This is a genomic window from Anaerolineales bacterium (assembly GCA_037382465.1).
Taxonomy (GTDB): Bacteria; Chloroflexota; Anaerolineae; order Anaerolineales; family E44-bin32; genus WVZH01.
Map to the genome: position 1 here is coordinate 1 of JARRPX010000059.1, position 16,839 is coordinate 16,839.

At 54.9% G+C, this 16,839-nt stretch carries 15 protein-coding genes and 1 pseudogene; 8 read left to right on the top strand and 8 right to left on the bottom strand.

What is annotated here, in order from left to right:
- Positions 1-327: 327 nt before the first annotated feature.
- Positions 328-1,662: a cellulase family glycosylhydrolase gene (locus tag P8Z34_13485; GenBank protein MEJ2551689.1), complete on the top strand. Its 1,335-nt coding sequence runs from the start codon at positions 328-330 to the stop codon at positions 1,660-1,662.
- Between the two features lie 34 nt (positions 1,663-1,696).
- Here the strand turns inward: P8Z34_13485 and P8Z34_13490 are convergent, their stop codons facing one another.
- Positions 1,697-2,443 carry an ABC transporter permease gene (locus P8Z34_13490; protein MEJ2551690.1) on the bottom strand — a complete coding sequence of 249 codons (747 nt, stop codon included), beginning with the start codon at positions 2,441-2,443 and terminating at the stop codon, positions 1,697-1,699.
- A complete protein-coding gene (locus P8Z34_13495) occupies positions 2,427-3,311 on the bottom strand; it encodes an ABC transporter ATP-binding protein (protein ID MEJ2551691.1) in 885 nt (294 codons plus the stop codon). Before P8Z34_13495 ends, P8Z34_13490 begins: the two co-directional genes overlap by 17 nt.
- A gap of 158 nt (positions 3,312-3,469) precedes the next feature.
- Here P8Z34_13495 and P8Z34_13500 point away from each other — a divergent pair, with 158 nt between their 5' ends.
- Complete coding sequence (locus P8Z34_13500; protein ID MEJ2551692.1) at positions 3,470-4,300, top strand: maleylpyruvate isomerase family mycothiol-dependent enzyme; 831 nt, start codon at positions 3,470-3,472, stop codon at positions 4,298-4,300.
- Positions 4,297-4,737, top strand: a complete 441-nt coding sequence (locus P8Z34_13505) for a VanZ family protein (protein MEJ2551693.1) — start codon at positions 4,297-4,299, stop codon at positions 4,735-4,737. Before P8Z34_13500 ends, P8Z34_13505 begins: the two co-directional genes overlap by 4 nt.
- 36 nt (positions 4,738-4,773) lie before the next feature.
- On the opposite strand, the gene P8Z34_13510 is transcribed toward P8Z34_13505, so the two are convergent.
- Positions 4,774-5,661 (bottom strand): DUF333 domain-containing protein, encoded by an 888-nt coding sequence (locus P8Z34_13510; protein ID MEJ2551694.1) that lies wholly within the window; start codon positions 5,659-5,661, stop codon positions 4,774-4,776.
- 313 nt (positions 5,662-5,974) lie between these two features.
- On the opposite strand from P8Z34_13510, the gene P8Z34_13515 reads away from it, so the two are divergent.
- A complete protein-coding gene (locus tag P8Z34_13515) occupies positions 5,975-7,234 on the top strand; it encodes a M28 family peptidase (GenBank protein ID MEJ2551695.1) in 1,260 nt (419 codons plus the stop codon).
- A 121-nt stretch (positions 7,235-7,355) separates the two neighbouring features.
- Here P8Z34_13515 and P8Z34_13520 read toward each other — a convergent pair whose 3' ends face one another.
- Entirely contained in the window at positions 7,356-8,360 is a 1,005-nt protein-coding gene (locus tag P8Z34_13520) for a hypothetical protein (GenBank protein MEJ2551696.1), read from the bottom strand.
- 278 nt (positions 8,361-8,638) lie between these two features.
- Between P8Z34_13520 and P8Z34_13525 the strand changes: the two genes are divergently transcribed.
- On the top strand, positions 8,639-9,445 hold the full coding sequence (locus P8Z34_13525; GenBank protein MEJ2551697.1) for an SDR family NAD(P)-dependent oxidoreductase: 807 nt from the start codon (positions 8,639-8,641) through the stop codon (positions 9,443-9,445).
- 163 nt (positions 9,446-9,608) lie between these two features.
- On the opposite strand, the gene P8Z34_13530 is transcribed toward P8Z34_13525, so the two are convergent.
- Positions 9,609-9,797, bottom strand: coding sequence for a hypothetical protein (locus P8Z34_13530; protein ID MEJ2551698.1), 189 nt, complete (start codon positions 9,795-9,797; stop codon positions 9,609-9,611).
- A 176-nt stretch (positions 9,798-9,973) separates the two neighbouring features.
- On the opposite strand from P8Z34_13530, the gene P8Z34_13535 reads away from it, so the two are divergent.
- Positions 9,974-11,209, top strand: a complete 1,236-nt coding sequence (locus P8Z34_13535) for a PLP-dependent aminotransferase family protein (GenBank protein MEJ2551699.1) — start codon at positions 9,974-9,976, stop codon at positions 11,207-11,209.
- 123 nt (positions 11,210-11,332) lie between these two features.
- Positions 11,333-12,247 (top strand): DMT family transporter, encoded by a 915-nt coding sequence (locus tag P8Z34_13540; protein MEJ2551700.1) that lies wholly within the window; start codon positions 11,333-11,335, stop codon positions 12,245-12,247.
- Here the strand turns inward: P8Z34_13540 and P8Z34_13545 are convergent.
- The 3 genes and pseudogenes from P8Z34_13545 to P8Z34_13555 all read right to left on the bottom strand — a co-directional run bounded on the left by P8Z34_13545 (position 12,213) and on the right by P8Z34_13555 (position 15,698).
- Positions 12,213-13,118 carry an NHL repeat-containing protein gene (locus P8Z34_13545; protein ID MEJ2551701.1) on the bottom strand — a complete coding sequence of 302 codons (906 nt, stop codon included), beginning with the start codon at positions 13,116-13,118 and terminating at the stop codon, positions 12,213-12,215. The two genes, P8Z34_13540 and P8Z34_13545, sit on opposite strands and share 35 nt — an antisense overlap.
- 1,896 nt (positions 13,119-15,014) lie before the next feature.
- Positions 15,015-15,413 (bottom strand): annotated as a pseudogene (locus P8Z34_13550) (glycosyltransferase family 39 protein).
- Positions 15,414-15,428: 15 nt separating this feature from the next.
- Positions 15,429-15,698 carry a hypothetical protein gene (locus tag P8Z34_13555; GenBank protein ID MEJ2551702.1) on the bottom strand — a complete coding sequence of 90 codons (270 nt, stop codon included), beginning with the start codon at positions 15,696-15,698 and terminating at the stop codon, positions 15,429-15,431.
- A gap of 392 nt (positions 15,699-16,090) precedes the next feature.
- Between P8Z34_13555 and P8Z34_13560 the strand changes: the two genes are divergently transcribed.
- On the top strand, positions 16,091-16,645 hold the full coding sequence (locus P8Z34_13560; protein ID MEJ2551703.1) for a GNAT family N-acetyltransferase: 555 nt from the start codon (positions 16,091-16,093) through the stop codon (positions 16,643-16,645).
- Positions 16,646-16,839 lie beyond the last annotated feature (194 nt).

A 16,839-nucleotide genomic window follows, 5' to 3' on the forward strand; every position in this document is an offset into this window, starting at 1 on the left:
CCATGAGTAAGTCTTTCTAGAGCCCGGACGAGCGGGGTAGGGATAGATCGGCTTCGATCCCTGGATGAACGACTGCAGAGGCTGCAACATATCAGAATACAGGTGCATTCCGAAAGGAATCCCAGGCGATCCACCACGACCGATAGAACAAGCTGTCTCTTTATTATTGACTTTTTCTGTTCGTCCTGATAGCTTTGATTAGTTCTGATTCGATGCATCGGAATATCTCTGTTGGCATCCATCGAAGATTGCCGCGCGTGAGATGCGTTTTCGGTCTTTCGCGATTTCATTTGCAATAGGAATCGAGTAGATGAAAGGGAACTGGCAATGAACCAAGAATTCCTCCAAGTACGAGAGCGCGAGTTTTACTTCGAAGAAGATAAGATTGTCCTACGCGGTTACGGCCTGGGTCCGCTGCTCAACCTGGAGCATTTCATGTTGGGCCTGCCCGGAACGGACCAGCAGATCCGTTCGGCCATCATCGGCGCCTACGGGGAAGAGAAGGCGCAGCAATTTTGGGACGCTTACTATCGGGTGATGATCGACGAAGCTGATTTCGAGTTCCTGCAGCGCCTGGGCGTCAACTCGCTGCGCCTTTCCTTCAACTACCACCTCTTCGAAGACGACCAGAATCCATATGTCTACGATGAGGGCGGTTTCGCGGAAATCGATCGTATACTCACGCTGTGTGAAAAATTCGGAATTTTCGCCATCCTGGATCTGCATGCCGCGCCGGGCGGCCAAAACCCGGACTGGCATTCGGATAACGCCCTTGGTGAAAGCTTGCTTTGGGAACACGCCGATTTCCGTAAACGGACGATCGCGCTGTGGAAACACATCGCTGCGCGCTACGCCGCCAATCCCTGGGTCGGCGCCTACGATCTGCTCAACGAACCCGTGTTAATGATCCCGAACAAGAAGCTGCTGAATCGTTTCTACCTGGATTTGATCCGAGAGATTCGCGGCGTCGATAGGAATCACATGCTTTTCGTCGAAGGTGATTTCTACGCCACGCGCTTCGAAGTGTTAGATCCGTTCGAAGATCCGAACGTGGCGTTGAGTTTTCATTTTTACCCATTTTTCCATCAAGACTTCTCAGGAAAAGCGACCCAGAAGGAGCGGGTGGAAGAGGAACTGCTGCGCAGTGTACCGCTGGAAGAAATCGTAGAGCGGTTCGAGCGTCCTCTCTGGTGTGGGGAGACGGGCGCACGCTTTGGTCATCCACAGCGAGCGCATTTCGAAAGCATGCTCGCAGATGTCTTGGATATATTCGAGGCGAGGGGGATCTCCTGGTCGATTTGGGCTTACAAAGACGCCCGGAGTATGGGAACCGTCCATCCGACGGCCGATTCCGAATGGATGCGTTTTTCCGAACGAGCCAGCGAGGGATGGAGTTTCTGGAAGGAATTTCCTGCACGTTTTGAACGCGCCGATGAAGCGTTGATGGCCTACGATTACGAAGTCCTGCCGATGACAAAACACAAACTCGCTTTTCGATTGTTGGCCAACAAGATGTTGATCCAGAAGGAGCGATATCCCGGCATCTTTGCAGATATTCCTTTCGAATCGCTGCTGGGTTATTTGGACTCGTTTCGTTTCGATCGCTGCGAGGTGTGGCAAGAAGTCGCCGATCTGGTGATGAGACACACGGGTAGGGGATGAACACGGAAGTGTGATCGATTCGCCGGTTTGGATCTCAATCCTTCTCGCGCAACGTGAGTGTCACCAAGATCAGGGCCAACAGTCCGTACGCAGGCAGGCGCAGCAGGAGGAGTAAATTGTCTGCCAGCGTCTGTCCTTTGATCAATTTTTGCAGCACCTCGTTGGCGTAGTACAACGGGGTCAAATAACTCAAGACCTGCGACCATTTCGGAAGCTGATCGATCGGTAAGATGATTCCGGATAGGATCACGGAGAGTACCACCAGGGGGATGAAGGGGAAGACCTGGCCTTCGTTGCGGGCAAAATTCGACACGAGCATGCCGATGGCCATGCTGAGGACGGAAAGAAGCCACATCACCACGTACATCTGCGCCATCGTCCCGAAGGTATAACCGAGGTCGAAGAGCAAATTGAGTTCGAAAAGCACCATCAGGCTTTGCGCCGTGGCCAACACGGTATACGCCAGTAGGTAGCCCCCGATGATCTCGAATTCTCTGTAACCGCTTACAAACATACGCGCCAGCGTGCCGGCCGTCCGTTCACGCACCAGCACGATGGCCGTGAGCACGAAGGTGATGAAATGCACGATGAACGCCGCATAGGGAATGGCGTAGACGGTGACGTCGAAGAATGGGGAAGCCAGCGCGTCGATGACGACCTTGATGAAATAGATGATCGCCAGCGGGAAAAGGATCGAAATCGCCACGAAGCGATGGTCGTGGCGCAGCTGCTTCAAGACCCGGCTTGCAATGGCGACCAAGCGGCTAATGGCGGGTTTCATCTTCGGGCTCCTTTGAATGTTGTTCGTCGATCATGCGCAGGATGACCGTCTCTAGGGATTCTTCTTCGATTTCGATGCGGCGAACCTGGGGATCGAGCCCGTCTCGCTGGAGTAGTTCCGGCAGCGCCTCGGGATAGTTCTCCACCGTTCTTTCGCTCACCTTCGATCCGCGCCAGATCTTGATCTTCGCCCGGTTTTTCCAGAGCAGCTTGCGCGGCGTATCGTCGGCGAGCAAGGTCCCTCGATGCAAAATGGCCAGGTTATCGCAGTACAACGCCTCGTCCATCTGGTGTGTGCTGACGATGATGGTCACATCGTTGGCCGTCAGTTCACGGAAATGCTGCCAGAAGGCAGCGCGCAATTGAGGATCGATGCCCGACGTCGGCTCGTCCAGGAAGAGCATCTGGGGTCGGTGGACCAGGGCGCAGGCCAGCGAAACGCGCTGTTTCATCCCGCCGGAAAATTGGTAGATGGAGTCGTCGGCGCGCTGCTCTAATCCGACGAACTTAAGGACTTGCTCGACATGTTGGGATAGATCGCTGCCTTGATGGGCGCGGCCGAAGAAGCGGATGTTGTCTCTCGCCGAAAGATCTTCATACAGGGCCGGGTCCTGTGGCATGTAGCCGATTTTCTGGCGCAGGGCGTCTTTCTGTTTTATGGGATCCAAACCCAATACGGATATCTCTCCCATGCTGGGTTTCGTTGCGCCAATCAGCAGACGGATGAGCGTGGTTTTCCCGGCGCCGTTGGGCCCAAGCAGGCCAAATATCTGGCCGCCTTTGATGGAGAGTGATATGCTTTTCAACGCTTGAACGTCGTCGAAGTTCTTGGATACACCGTGGATGCGGATGGATGTGCGGTTCGTCATCGATAACTCCGTTGCATGTATTCATGGATACCCGGAAATGTGATAGAAATACACTTCGATGCGACAGGACTTATTCTAAACGAGATGGAAGTTGATTCAAAGTCTGCTATCGTATCAGATCTCTCATATCAATGATGGATTTGATGGGGAGGAAAGGCGTGCTTCAATCACCCGAAACGATCCTCGTGGCCGATCTTTTCCCGGAGATCCTCGATTGCCTGCTTGCGCTGCTGTCCGGCATGAGTCGAGAGGAATGGCAGCGCCCCACGGCCTGCGCAGGTTGGAACGTCAAGGACGTGGCGCTACATTTACTGGGCGTGGAAGTGGGAAATCTTTCTGTGCGGCGCGATGGCTACGTTGCCACGCAGGAAATTCGTGATTGCCGAGAACTTGTCGAATTCATCGACACCTGGAATCAGGATTGGGTGCGGGTCACGCGGCGCATGAGCACGCGCTTGTTGGTCGAGACGCTGCGTTTCGTCGGAGAACAAGTTTGCGGTCATTTTCAGCTCCTGAATCCGCATCTGATCGGCGGACCGGTTTCGTGGGCGGGGCCCGATCCGGCGCCGGTTTGGCTGGATCTGGCGCGCGAGTATACGGAGCGTTGGCATCATCAGCAGCACATTCGTGATGCGGTGGATCGGCCAGGTCTCAAGGAACCGAAATACTTCGCGCCGGTGCTGGGGACTTTCGTGTGGGGATTGCCGCATGCATATCGAAGCGTTGACGCCGAGGATGGAATTACGCTTTCGCTGACGATCGAGGGCGATTCGGGCGGTAGCTGGTCGATCCGGCGAGAAGCAGAATCCTGGCGGTTGTATGCGGGAAGGGCCGATCGTCCGGATGCTGCCGTACGCATCGATGAAGATGTCGCCTGGCGCCTTTTCACCCGCGGCATGGACTGGAAAGCGGCGGAGGACAGCGTGACGTTTTCCGGCGATCGGCAATTAGCGGACGGTATCTCGAACGTGATTTCGATCATCGCTTGAGACGAAAATCGAAGGCGATGGCTGGAGGTTGGCCACTGCGCAACCGCATGAAAATTCTACTCCTGCTCTTCTTCACTATCGTCATCGTGCCTGCGATTGTGCTTGCCGATCTGGGTCGGCTTCCCGGTTTCCTGGCCGCGATTTACGCCTTTCCGGATGGGGACAAAGTGGGGCATTTCGTCCTGTACGGCGTCCTCGCTTTCCTGCTCGTGATCGCCTTACCTTTCGGCAAGTCTCAAAAACGCTGGAAAACGCCGCTTCTGGCCTGCAGTCTGCTTGTCGTCGCCATCGGGATCGAAGAAATATCGCAAAGCCTGCTGGTCACCCGCAGCGCCGACGTACTGGATTTCGCCTGCAGTGTGCTGGGTGTGGCGCTTTTTGGCTGCGTGGCATGGCGGATCAAATGCAAAAAGCTATCCACCAAGACCGATGGATAGCTAGATGACCTGGAAGAGCAGATAGCTTCCGCGTGATTAATACTGCGTAGCCTGTATTTCGGTGATCTCGCCTCGCGACGTGATCTCGCCTTCCCAATGCAGTGACGCACTCGTGTTGTCGATGACCAAATTGTATTTGGAAACGATCGGTGCAGCGGGCATAAAGCTGACCTCGACGGTCCAGGCATCAGCCGTAAATATCACGAACACGATGCCAGGTTCCTTCGGTTCCGGCCTTTCCACTGCCCAAACCCCCGGCGCCGTCAAGTTGTAGTTTTCGACCAAGAAAACAACAACAGCGTCCCGGGCTTCGTCGGCCGAAAGGATTGTCGCCGGGGGAATGTAAGCAATTTCCTGGATTTCCCCATTAGCGTCGATGGTCCCTTGCCAATTGAAACCAGTAATATTACCGATTTCGACCTCGTATGTCGGCGGTTCTACGGCGTTCTCTACTGGCGTCAATGCAATCATCCAGGAATCGGAAACGAACCGTCTGGTCGGCGAATCGTCCGGGCCACTTTCGAAGTTTTGCCATTCGCCGGATATTTCGATGTCGTAGTGCTGGACGAGATATTCGACGATCGCCTGCCGGGCGACAACGACATCGTCGGCCTCGGATTTGGCTCCGGCACCTTCATCGGCGGGTAGAGTCTCCAGAGAATCTCCGGGCTGGCATTCACCGCGGAAATAGGCCCATTCATCGCACTCGCTGCCGTCGTCGAATATACAGATACCGTATTGACCGCCGTCCGCATCCGTGCGTATCTCGAGCGTGCCGCCCTGGTCTTCGCAGAACACCGAAGCCGGGTTGGGCAGTCCTGCATTCTGCGCTTCGGTTACCGCTTCCGTAGGGGTTCGTTGACAGCCTGATGCCAGCAGCAAGGAGACGGTGATCATCCATGAGGCATTGCGTTTGGTTTTCATGTTCACATTCTCCGAATTTCATTCGTAATCGTGATTTCTATCACAAATGACGCCGTCCGTGTCGAAAAGGTTCCAGGGATTTGGAGATCGTTCTACATCGAGCTGCGCATGCGTTTTCGATTGATGAAAGCTGCAAGTTGCGAACAGTGCCGCATTTGATAGGCTCGGGGCATATTATACTGAATCTCTGCAACCCTGAAGATCGGTCTGCAGACCCGGATAGAAGGTGCGCGACATTCGAGCGACATCGAGTACAATCTAGGGTCGATCTCATCGAAATGATCGTTTATTTTGAACGCCGGAGTTGCAGTCGATGAAGTCGCGAGAACAGGGAGGTTTTGTGTCGACCAAGGAATTGAGTAAGAAAGCTGCGAGCTATCTCCGCCGGCTGTGCGTGGACATTCCCAACCGGCAGGTCGGCAGCGCCGGAAATCGGCAGGCGACGGATTATTTCGGCGGATTGATGGCTTCGATGGGCTACGAGATCGAATATCCGCAGTTCGACTGCATCGACTGGCGCGATGACGGTGCGCAGTTAAGCGTCGAGGGGCAGTCCTTCGAAGCGCACGTGAGTCCCTATTCCCTGGGGTGCCTCGTCAGCGCACCCCTCGTGGTTGTTTCCAGCGTCGATGAGCTCGAAGCGGCCGAAATCGCAGGCCGGATCGTCCTCCTGCGAGGCGAAATTGCCAAAGAACAACTCATGCCCAAACTCTTTCCTTTCTACAATCCAGCGGAGCACAAGTACATCATTCAACTGCTGGAAGTCAAGTCGCCGGCGGCGATTATTGCATCCACCAAGGAGGATCCCCTCGTTGCTGGGGGTGTGTCGCCATTTCCGTTGATCGAGGACGGTGATTTTCACATTCCTTCCGTTTATACCACGGCGCAGGAAGGCGATCGGCTGCGTAATTGTGCCGGGAAAACCGCCTCGCTGGACGTGAGTTCCTCGCGTATTCCCTCCAGCGGCTGCAACGTCGTTGCCCGCACTTCCTGGCTTGGGGAAAGGCGCATCGTGTTCACCGCACACATCGACAGCAAGGTGAACACGCCAGGTGCATTGGACAATGCATCGGGCGTCGCCATCCTGCTGCTGACGGCCGAGCTGCTCGGAGACTGGCGCGGTCGTGACTCATTGGAATTCGTTGCCATCAACGGCGAGGATTACTATTCGGCGCCGGGAGAGGTGCTGTACCTCGAGCAAAATCGAGCTTCGCTGGATGAAATCCTGCTCAACATCAACATGGACGGCGTCGGTTTCCGCAAGCGGAAAACCGAGTACTCCTTTTATGAATGTCCCTCTGAAATCGAGGAGCAAGTACGGAAGACCTTCTCCGCACACAAGGAATTGGCGGAGGGCGGCGTCTGGTATTCCGGCGATCACATGATCTTTGCCTTGAACAACGTCCCTGCGCTGGCGCTTACCTCGGCGCAGGGAATGAAAGGATTGGCGCAGGTCTCCCATACACCGAAAGACGTGCCGGAACTCGTAGATACTGCGAAATTGGTGAAGGTGGCCTATGCGCTGCGCCACCTCGTCATCGATCTCGATCTCTCTCGGGACGACTCCGCGTAATACCTGTCTCGGCAAGCGCTCCGGAAGACGGGGAGGGGAGAGCAACGACGTTTAAACGACGACGGGGCTGCACGATCGTTTTGATCAGGAGCCCCGTTTATGCTTCACCGGTTCTTGAGGTTCAATTGATACTGCCGCCCAGGGTCTCTTGAAGGAAATCCTGTATCAGGACCAGCGGGTTGGGATCCGTACCGGGCGCAATCAGCATCATACCGTGGTCGCTGCCGGAGTAGAGGAACTTCTGGTACAGGTCCCCGGAAGCGGATTCACATGCCTGAAGGGACGGAACGTCCCCTTCACTTGCAAGACACCAGACCGGCACCGCAGGGGGCACATCCGCACCGCTCAGGTCTCGAACGACTTCTGCATACTCCATGCCCAGATAGCTGCCAGGAGAAAGGGAGAAAGCACCAAGACAGGTTTCGCTGCTCTGGTTGTGGAGCAGGCAGCCATCCGGGGCGCCATCTGCGCCGATGCTGGCGCCAATGGCGACGATGCGGTTTGGATCGCTGGTTTCCATCAGACTCACTTCAGCGAACGCGGCTTTGGCGTCGAGTGTGTTATCGGCTTGATCGCCCACGGTCAGATGGCTCTCGCAGTGGCCGCGGAAGTCGAAGATGAAGACGTTGAAGGAAACATCATCCGGCATGGGCGGGAACCAGGTCGGGTCGAGCCACGGCCCTGCTTGCTGTGCGTCACAATCGATGCCTATGGCCATTTCCCAGCCTTCGCTTTCGGCGAGTTCCTCCTGGCGGTTTTGCAGCCAGGGTGCGATCGCCAGCCAGTCCCGCTGATCGCCGGGATACCAATGCATGAGGATCACCGTCGGTGCAGGATTACCGGCCGCTGCGAAATAGTGTCCCACCAATTCCTGGCCATCTTCGGTGGTAAACTGGATGCGCATTGGGAATGCCGCAAGCGGCGGAGCCGCCGGCTCGGGAAGCGCCTCGGCGTCCTCTTCAACCATGGGTTCACCGCCTAATTCCTCCGCGCCCGTCGAGGCCCCGATCTCTTGCACGGCAGGTGTGAGGGTATCTGAAGAACGATTGCATCCCGATAAAGCGACGACAATGATAATGACCGGCAGTCCTATCGTCAGCTTCCAAGAACATGGAAATATGCGCATCGTGCCTCCTATGCTGGCAAGACCTCAATACGAAGGCTTACAAGTGCAGCATCCGATCTCTTTGAAAATTCTCCAAATCACGACTAAGGGTAGCATAATTCCCCCTCGAGACAACAGCACCTCCGCTGTAACAGGTTGCTCCAGGATAGAAGCGATACGTCGGCGTCGATTGTCAGCAGCTTTATCGATGCCATGAAAATTATATAATTGAAAGTGGGCCGTCAATGAGTCCACCGAGCGTATCGAATTACACGGCGGACAGGATGGAGGGAGGAACGATGAAAAATGTCGTGATAACGGGGAGCACGCGCGGAATTGGCTTCGGGATGGCATCCGCCTTTCTCGAGCGAGGTTGTTCCGTGGCGATCAGCGGTAGGGAGCAAGACAGCGTGCAGCGTGCATTGGGACAGCTGCGGGAGGAGGAAACAGCCGGCACAGCCTACGGATATGCGTGCGACGTGTGCGATGCGACTCAGGTGCAGGCGCTTTGGTGGAATTCTCGAGAAGACATGGGCCACATCGATATCTGGATCAACAACGCCGGTGTCAACGGATCGCCCAAGGCGGCTTGGGAGAATTCCCCGCAGGAAGCAGAGCAAGTCGTGAGAACGAACATACTGGGGGTGGTTCATGGTTCTCAGGTTGCGCTTAATGGCATGTTGGATCAAGGCTTCGGCGCGATTTACAACATGGAGGGTATGGGCAGCGACGGTGGTATTCGAGCTGGCATGGTTCTCTACGGCATGACGAAACGCGCCGTTTCCTATTTCACCCGAGGTTTGATAAAAGAGGCAAAAAGTACGCCTCTGGTGATCGGCACGCTTCGGCCCGGCATGGTGATCACGGATTTGATCACGGATGCCTATCGCGGACATCCCGAGGAGTGGGAGCGCGTAAAGGGAATATTCAACATTATCGCCGATCGGGTGGAGTCGGTGGCGCCCTGGCTGGTGGATCGGATACTCGAGAATTCGAAGACCGGAGTCCGGATTCGGCGCAGTTCACGGCTGCGCTTGATGTTTCGGTTTATTACCGCGCCGTTTATAAAACGGGACATCGTCGGGGATGTCGAAATCCGGGAGTAAAACGATTAGAGAATTGAACCCGCATCTCTTTACGTCCGGTTTTTGTGAAACAAGACTGGCGTTCCCGAAAAAGCGTTCCGTCTGAATTTACGCTGAGGGCGTTGTTCTGACCGTTGAGAAGCACGTCAGGTAAAAAGTGACTTCACTCGATCAGATTGGAAGATCAGCAGCTTGGCAAAGTGTGAAATTCTTCCAAACACAATCGAACGACCCGTTTGCTGCCGTCGGCTCTGTGTTCCTGAGGCCAGAGGAGTTTGACGGCCGCTTGCATCAGGGCAATCTGACTCGGGTATTCATGAAGATTGCGGACGATGAAATTGCGGATATCCTCATCTGATACGGTGTTCGACATTTTTTTCCTCAAATCGAAATCGCTGGTACTTCGGGTCTGCATCGTCGTTTTTTGCGTCACCCATTTTAAGATAACAGATTGTGACGGAACGGACACTTTCGATTCCCTTACATTTGATTTCCTTGACAAAAGCATCGCTTGGTAGAAAATGGAATTGTCCAACTCAGGAGAATTAGATGAGCGATCCGGGAAAAAGACAAGCCGATTCATCCACCTTCGATTGGGAATCACATCTCGCCGCCAGAGCCAAAGGGATCAATCCATCCATCATCCGGGAAATCCTCAAACTCACCGTGCGGCCGGATGTGATCTCGTTCGCCGGAGGTTTACCTGCGCCCGAGCTGTTCCCCATAAAGGAATTCGATGAGGCGTGCCATCATATCCTCGAGACGGAAGGCGAAATCGCTTTGCAGTACAGCCTCAGCGAGGGCTACATGCCCTTGCGGCAGTTCCTGGCCGACAGCATGTCGCAGTATATGAACAAGATCGAAGCGGATAACATCCTCATCGTCAACGGTTCACAGCAGGGACTGGAACTGATCGGTAAAATCTTCATCGATCCGGGAACCAAGATCGTCTGCAGCCGCCCGACCTATTTGGGGGCGCTGCAGGCCTGGACGTCCTATCAAGCGCGGTACATCAGCGTGCCGCTCGACGAGCAGGGCATGTGCGTCGATGAAATCCCTGCGCTCCTCCAATCGGGTGACTCTCCCCGGATCGTCTACGTGCTGCCCAATTTTCACAATCCGGCCGGGACCACGTTGCCGCTGGAGCGGCGAGAACGTCTCGTCGAGATCGCCCGGGAATACGACCTGATCATCGTGGAAGACGATCCCTACCGCGAACTGCGCTATGAGGGTGAGGACATTGCGCCGGTCTACCATCTCGCGCCGGAACGAACGATTTACCTCAGCACCTTCTCGAAGACGCTGGCGCCGGGCATTCGATTGGCTTGGACCGTTGCCGCAAAACCGGCGTTCTCAAAACTCATCGAAGCGAAACAGGCCGCCGATCTCCACACGGGAACATTCGTGCAGATGGTTGCGAACCGGATTTGCCAGAGCGGTACCCTGCGGAAACACGTCAAGCGGTTGGTCGAAGTCTACCGCAACCGCCGAAACGTGATGCTCGATGCGTTGGAGGAGCATTGGCCGAAGGAAGCGTCATGGACTTCGCCGCATGGCGGTCTGTTCCTGTGGGCGCAAGCTCCGGCATCGATCAACACGCGGGATTTCCTGGAGACCGCCGTTGCCGCGAAAGTCGCCTACGTGCCGGGTTTCGCGTTCTATCCCTACGAAAAGGGCGGGGAACACGCCATGCGCCTGAATTTCTCGAACGCTTCCGAGGAGATGATCAACGAAGGAATCTTCAGGCTGGGGCGCGCGATGAAGGCCAACATCTCGGACGAGTAGACTTCAGGGGGATTCCGCCAAACGCTCCGGGAAGATTCAAAGATTTAAAGGATTCGGGGTTGATCCGCGTCCAATCGAGCGGTAAACTTGCAGGATTATTTCCGTTCGATTGAGAGACAACCGTTGAGCGTTCAATCCATTCCCTACATTTTCCTTCAGGCGCTGCTGCTCGGAACGAACATGCTGTTTTCGAGGTACAGCCTGGATCAATTCCATCCGCTCAATTTCGTCGGGCTGCGTTTCTTTTTAGCCGGGACGCTGGTGATCATTCTATACACCCTGGGAGGACGCCGAGGACGGGCCTGGCCGAAGGACAGGCGTCTCTGGATTCACGCTGCGACATTCGGCATTCTGGGATCGGTCGTACCCATGACTGCGGTTGTGACCTCGTTACAGTATCAATCGAGCGGGGTCACCTCGGTGCTGATCACCATCGGCCCGGCGATAACGGTTTTACTGGCTCATTTCTTCCTGCCCGAAGAATCATTGAACCGCAGGAAGTCGCTTGGAGTGGTTCTGGCGTTTTCAGGAGCTTTGGTTCTGGCGCTGCGCGGCGAGACCGGCCTTGCCGATGTGACGCAGGCAAATCCGATCGGTTATATCCTGGTGTTTATCGCCATGATCGCTGCCAGCGGCATGATCATATACGCCCGTCGCTTCATGCGAGGATATGACGTCGTCGACGTCACCAACATTCAAATCATCGCCTCGGCGATTTTTATATTGCCTTTGATGTTGTTAACCGTCGGGTTGGATCTCAGCCGGGTCAACACGGGCGGCGTGGTCGCGCTCGTTTATTCGTCGTTCGGCGGTACGTATGGCGTCGTACTCATCGGCTACTACATCATCGATCATTTCAGTGCCACGGCGGCATCCATGACGGCGTACGTGATCCCGATCATCGTGGCCATCGGCGGCGTACTCTTTCTGGGAGAACACATCACAACAGGGATTCTGGGCGGACTCGCTTGTATCGTAGTCGGTCTGGCGCTGATCAACGAACTTAATCCTGACAGACATCTGGCGAAAAGTGCATAATTTGATCGTTGGTGCTGTCGGACACCCATAGGCCGCAGTCGGTGTCGAAGGTGATGCCGGCCAGATTGCCGAACAAGATTCCCTGATCGATCGACGATTCCCAACCGGTCAGGAAATTCCCTTCGACATCAAAGCAGAGCACGCGGGCACTTTCCGGATCCGTGACGCAGCTCACCGATTGCGGACCGACGGCGATGTAAGGTTTATTCTCCAGCGATTGGCCGTACCAACCTGCGATCGGCCATTCTCTCACCGCCTGGAAGAATCCCTCGCCGAGTTCCTCGAAAACCTGCACTCTTTGATTCCATGTGTCGGCAACGAAAACAGTTCCGTCATCTTCTACGGCGATTCCCACCGGTTCATCCAGGTAGCCCAGGTCGAGACCGAATGAACCGAATTCGGTGATGAAATCACCCTGGCGGTCGAAAACTACCACGCGTTTGTTCCCCGTATCGGAAACGAATATGCGGAATTGGGAATCGATAGCGACGTCGCGCGGTCCCCAGAACTTCGTCGGTTCGCCGCTCTGGCCGAAGCTGCCGAACATTTCCAGGAATTCGCCTTCTGCGGTGAAGTGTTGGATGCGGTGATTCCAGGTATCGGCGACGTAGACGGTCCCATCCGGCGCCACTCCGACGCCGAACGGCTTGTTGAACGTTCCTTCATAGGCGTTGTTTAACTCGACGTCTCCGTAGCTTCCCCAGGAGCGAATCAGTTCTCCTGTGGGGCTGAACTGTTGGATGCGATGATTCATCGTGTCGGCGATGTAGAGACGTCCGTCCGGGGCGAGGGCGATGCCATGTGGGTCAGAAAACTCACTCGGCAGGGAACCTGAAACTCCGAAGGTGAAATCCGGTGCGAGCACGGTCATGCCCTCTTCGTAAGGCGCAGCGATAGCCTGGATGTCCTCGACGGGCACGGCGACTCCGTAGTCCCATACCTTGGCGGCTGTGTCGACGCGGATGTAGAGGCGGATTTTTTCGGAGGGATTCCAATTGGCCAGGGAAAAGTCCTTGTTGGTCAATTCACCATAGGCACGGTAATCCCGATTGAACCAGATGTCCCACGCCGCACGCCGGTGGGCGGGATCGAAGAGATAGGGTTTGAGTTTCAGCCACAGCCTGCGAAAGTATTCGAATTTACTCATGCTGGCGTCCGAAGCATCGATATCTTGTTCGATGCGTTCATTGCGCCACTCTGACTCCAGGTTCGCAAATTTCCAATTGTAATAATCCATGTTCGGCCACCAGATGCGGGTGTATTCGAAGGTGTAGAACGCATCTCCCAGGACGGGTTCCAGTTTCGCCCAGTTAGAATTTCCGGCGATGATGATGGGGTAATTGATGAGATCCCGGCTGGGGCTGCTGCCGAAATAGGTGGCTTGATCGTAATTACGCAGATACCACCAGAAGGGGTAAGTGGATTCATTGTCGTAGGCGATCTTGAAGTCCGGATCGTTGCCCATGCGCTCTGCCAGATCGTCGATTTGCTCGAGCATGGTCTTTGGGCCCCTCGCCATATGGGCGTAAACGAGGAATTCCGTCGGGTCGTCGTAATTGACATAAGCCGCACGGGCAGATGTGCGCACGGTGACGATCGCCAGTAAGCTGACGACGATCAATAAGGCCAACTTGCCGATGTTGGCGTTCGACCAACCTCGGGCCACAAATGATATGGCCAGCGCCGTTCCAGCCGCAAAGACAAAGGCGGCCACAAAGGTCATCGTGGCGTTGAGTTGTTCGATCTCATTGCCTTTGAAGGGCGGGTTCTGACCTAAATAGACGGCGAGAGCGCGCAGGACGGAAAGCACGAAGAGCAGCAAAAGGCCAGTGAGCAGCAGGCCGCGATGCTCCTTGAACCAGTTCCAATCGATCCGTTTCAGGAAGACGCCGATTCCCCAGCCGGCGAGCAGAATGAAGGGCAGCGCGATGTGAACGGTGATCCATGGCATTTTTTCGCCGGCGAAGGAATAGAGAACCAGAGAAGAGAATCCCCAATAGGTGAGGAAGAGCAGCAGGGTAGGGTGCCGTTCCAGTTCACCTGGCTCTTGCTCCGCATCGGATTGCGTCATCTTGCTCTTGATCCATCTCGAGAAGCCGATCAGGATCACCACCGGTGCGACGAGAATGGGCAGGAATTCGTAGATCGGGAGCTGGATCAAGGCGTAGTAATACAACGGCTGGCTGCCGCGTTCGACTCCTTGCTGGACCAGCCAATATCCCAATGAGCCCACCATACCGGTGGCTATGCCCTGTCCGTTGGTTAAAAACGTCGAATAAAGCAATAGAAAAGGAACGGCAAACACCCCGGCAGCAGGGAGCCACTTACGCCAATTCCAGATCAAGCCGATCACAATGCTGATCACAGTGAGGGCGATGACTACAATCAGTGTGCGTTTCCATATGGCTGGATCGACGTAATTGAGTGGATCCCAACCAAAGATGGTGGCAGGAATCGCGGCAAGCTGAGGCAGCACCATGGTTATGAACAACACCAATAAATCGAGATCGGGAAAATCGGTTCGCAGCCCTGCTCCGAACGCGGTAATCAGACTGGTGAGGATCAGCGCGACGCCGATCACGGCGGCGGCCGCAGCGGTAAAAATCCCATAGCTTTCTAAGAAACCCTGGTCCGTTTCAACAGGAGTCACTTCCGCCGGCTGTACCTGCTCGGCTGCCTCCACCTCGGCTGGTGGGACTTCATATAATTGCAGTGAGAAATAACTGTATAAGCCTAACCCTGCCCCAAGCACGGTGATCACCAGTCCGCTGATGAAGATCCATTGATACGCAGGTCTGTCTTTCAGTTTTTCGATGACCCGCCAGGCAAAGTACAGCGCCAGGAAGACGAGTATTTGCGCGGTGAAGATGAAGGCGGTTTCTTTGGTGGCGAAATACAGCGCACCCACGAAGGCGAGGATGTAGAAATAGCGCATCTGGCGGGTTTCGATGTAGCGGAAAATACCCCAGACCGTGAGCAGCATGAGTGGAACGGTGAGCGCTTCGTTGCGCGCGTATCTCGAGTAGTAGAGCATGAAGGGCGAAATTAAAATCATCGCGGACGTGACGAGCGCACCGGTTTTACCGAACCAGCGATGGAACAACCATATCAATCCTACAGCGAGGACACCAAAGACGGCTGCAGGCAGGCGTGCAGTCGTGTCGTTATCGCCAAAGAGGAATTAGGAAAGCGCGATCAGATGAAACTGAAGCGGTCCATGGGAAAGCGGGTCGTGTTTGTAACCGTTGCCTTCCTCAAGCAGCCAGGAGAAGTAGACGTGAGTCGTTTCGTCGTGGCTCATCACCCGTTCACCGAGGTTGTAGACACGGCTGAAGACGGCCGCCAGGATGAGGAGAATCAGTATCAGCGCGTATTTGTCGAGCTTACGATCGAGAAATGGAAGGGAATTCGTACGGGCAGCTTCTGGATGGTTTGAATGCGCTTCAGTCATTCGTGTCTCCGCTTATTCACTGGATTGACGACGGCCTAACTTTTCGAATGCCGCGATCGTTCGGTGATATTCTGCTTAATATACCCGTTTAATGGATTCGATGGTAGATGTCACCCCATCGAATCGCATTGTAAAGGCAGGCATTTCGCGTGTTTGAAGCCGAGGCAAAGATACACGGTAGTATCTCGGTCGATATTTACGAGAACCTCAGATATAAGAAGTTGATTTTCGTAAGGTAACGCAGTGGAATCTCGGGCTGTCCGCTTCTTGCACAATATTCCGGACGATATGGGGTAGGATATAGGCGGACTTTCGCAGCTTCAAATTTAGTCAAGCATGATGAGACCTGGATATTACCGACCCAGCATACTTACGCTATGCAGAGGAGTTACATGCCGGACCTCGCAATCTACCCGCAGACTGAACTACCAGCTTCGCTCAAGTGGCAAGCGCTGGCCTTCATTAAAACGGAGTGGCCCTTTGTCTTCTCCGGTGAAGATCAATTCCTGACCGAGCCCTGCCCGCCCGATCAAGACCCCGTTCATTTCGTCGCCGCCGAAGGGGATTCGCTGATCGGCTACGCCTCGATATTTCGCTTGGATCTCTCTCACGCCGGCAAGAGGTACGAAATCTACGCCTTCGGGAACATGTTTACATTTCCACCTTATCGGAAGCAGGGGTATGGAAAACGGATCCTGGAGATGGCCACGAATTTCATCCGCAAGAGCGACGTGGATGCAGGAATTTTGTTTTGCGAATCGAACGTCGTGCCGTTCTATCGGGCTTGTGGTTGGCAGACCGCCGGTACGCCGGTGCGGGTTGGAACTCCGGATGACTACGAACAGCACGATCACATCCTGACGATGATTCTATACGTTTCTGAGAAGAGTCGGCGCGGCAGGTCGGATTTTGACGGCCAACCGCTGTGCGTAAAATGGTTGTGGTGAGCAACGATACCCGTATTACCGGGCGATCTTATCAAATCTGTGTTCCGCCTGTTTCGAGGGTCATCATGCATACCGGAAGGATATCTGCGTAAGGAGGCAAAGATGGATGCGTACATCGATACGGTTTTCACGTTGGATGTCGTCGCTCTCACGGTGTTGTTGGCCGGTGGGCTATGGTCTGTTGCCTATCCAGC

Excerpts from the sequence above, each read along its gene's own strand:
- P8Z34_13525 (MEJ2551697.1), top strand. The coding sequence starts at position 8,639 with ATGAAAAATGTCGTGATAACGGGGAGCACGCGCGGAATTGGCTTCGGG.
- P8Z34_13535 (MEJ2551699.1), top strand. The coding sequence starts at position 9,974 with ATGAGCGATCCGGGAAAAAGACAAGCCGATTCATCCACCTTCGATTGG.
- P8Z34_13545 (MEJ2551701.1), bottom strand. The coding sequence starts at position 13,118 with ATGACCGTGCTCGCACCGGATTTCACCTTCGGAGTTTCAGGTTCCCTG.
- P8Z34_13520 (MEJ2551696.1), bottom strand. The coding sequence starts at position 8,360 with ATGCGCATATTTCCATGTTCTTGGAAGCTGACGATAGGACTGCCGGTC.
- P8Z34_13560 (MEJ2551703.1), top strand. The coding sequence starts at position 16,091 with ATGCCGGACCTCGCAATCTACCCGCAGACTGAACTACCAGCTTCGCTC.
- P8Z34_13495 (MEJ2551691.1), bottom strand. The coding sequence starts at position 3,311 with ATGACGAACCGCACATCCATCCGCATCCACGGTGTATCCAAGAACTTC.
- P8Z34_13555 (MEJ2551702.1), bottom strand. The coding sequence starts at position 15,698 with ATGACTGAAGCGCATTCAAACCATCCAGAAGCTGCCCGTACGAATTCC.
- P8Z34_13490 (MEJ2551690.1), bottom strand. The coding sequence starts at position 2,443 with ATGAAACCCGCCATTAGCCGCTTGGTCGCCATTGCAAGCCGGGTCTTG.
- P8Z34_13515 (MEJ2551695.1), top strand. The coding sequence starts at position 5,975 with ATGAAGTCGCGAGAACAGGGAGGTTTTGTGTCGACCAAGGAATTGAGT.
- P8Z34_13485 (MEJ2551689.1), top strand. The coding sequence starts at position 328 with ATGAACCAAGAATTCCTCCAAGTACGAGAGCGCGAGTTTTACTTCGAA.
- P8Z34_13530 (MEJ2551698.1), bottom strand. The coding sequence starts at position 9,797 with ATGTCGAACACCGTATCAGATGAGGATATCCGCAATTTCATCGTCCGC.
- P8Z34_13510 (MEJ2551694.1), bottom strand. The coding sequence starts at position 5,661 with ATGAAAACCAAACGCAATGCCTCATGGATGATCACCGTCTCCTTGCTG.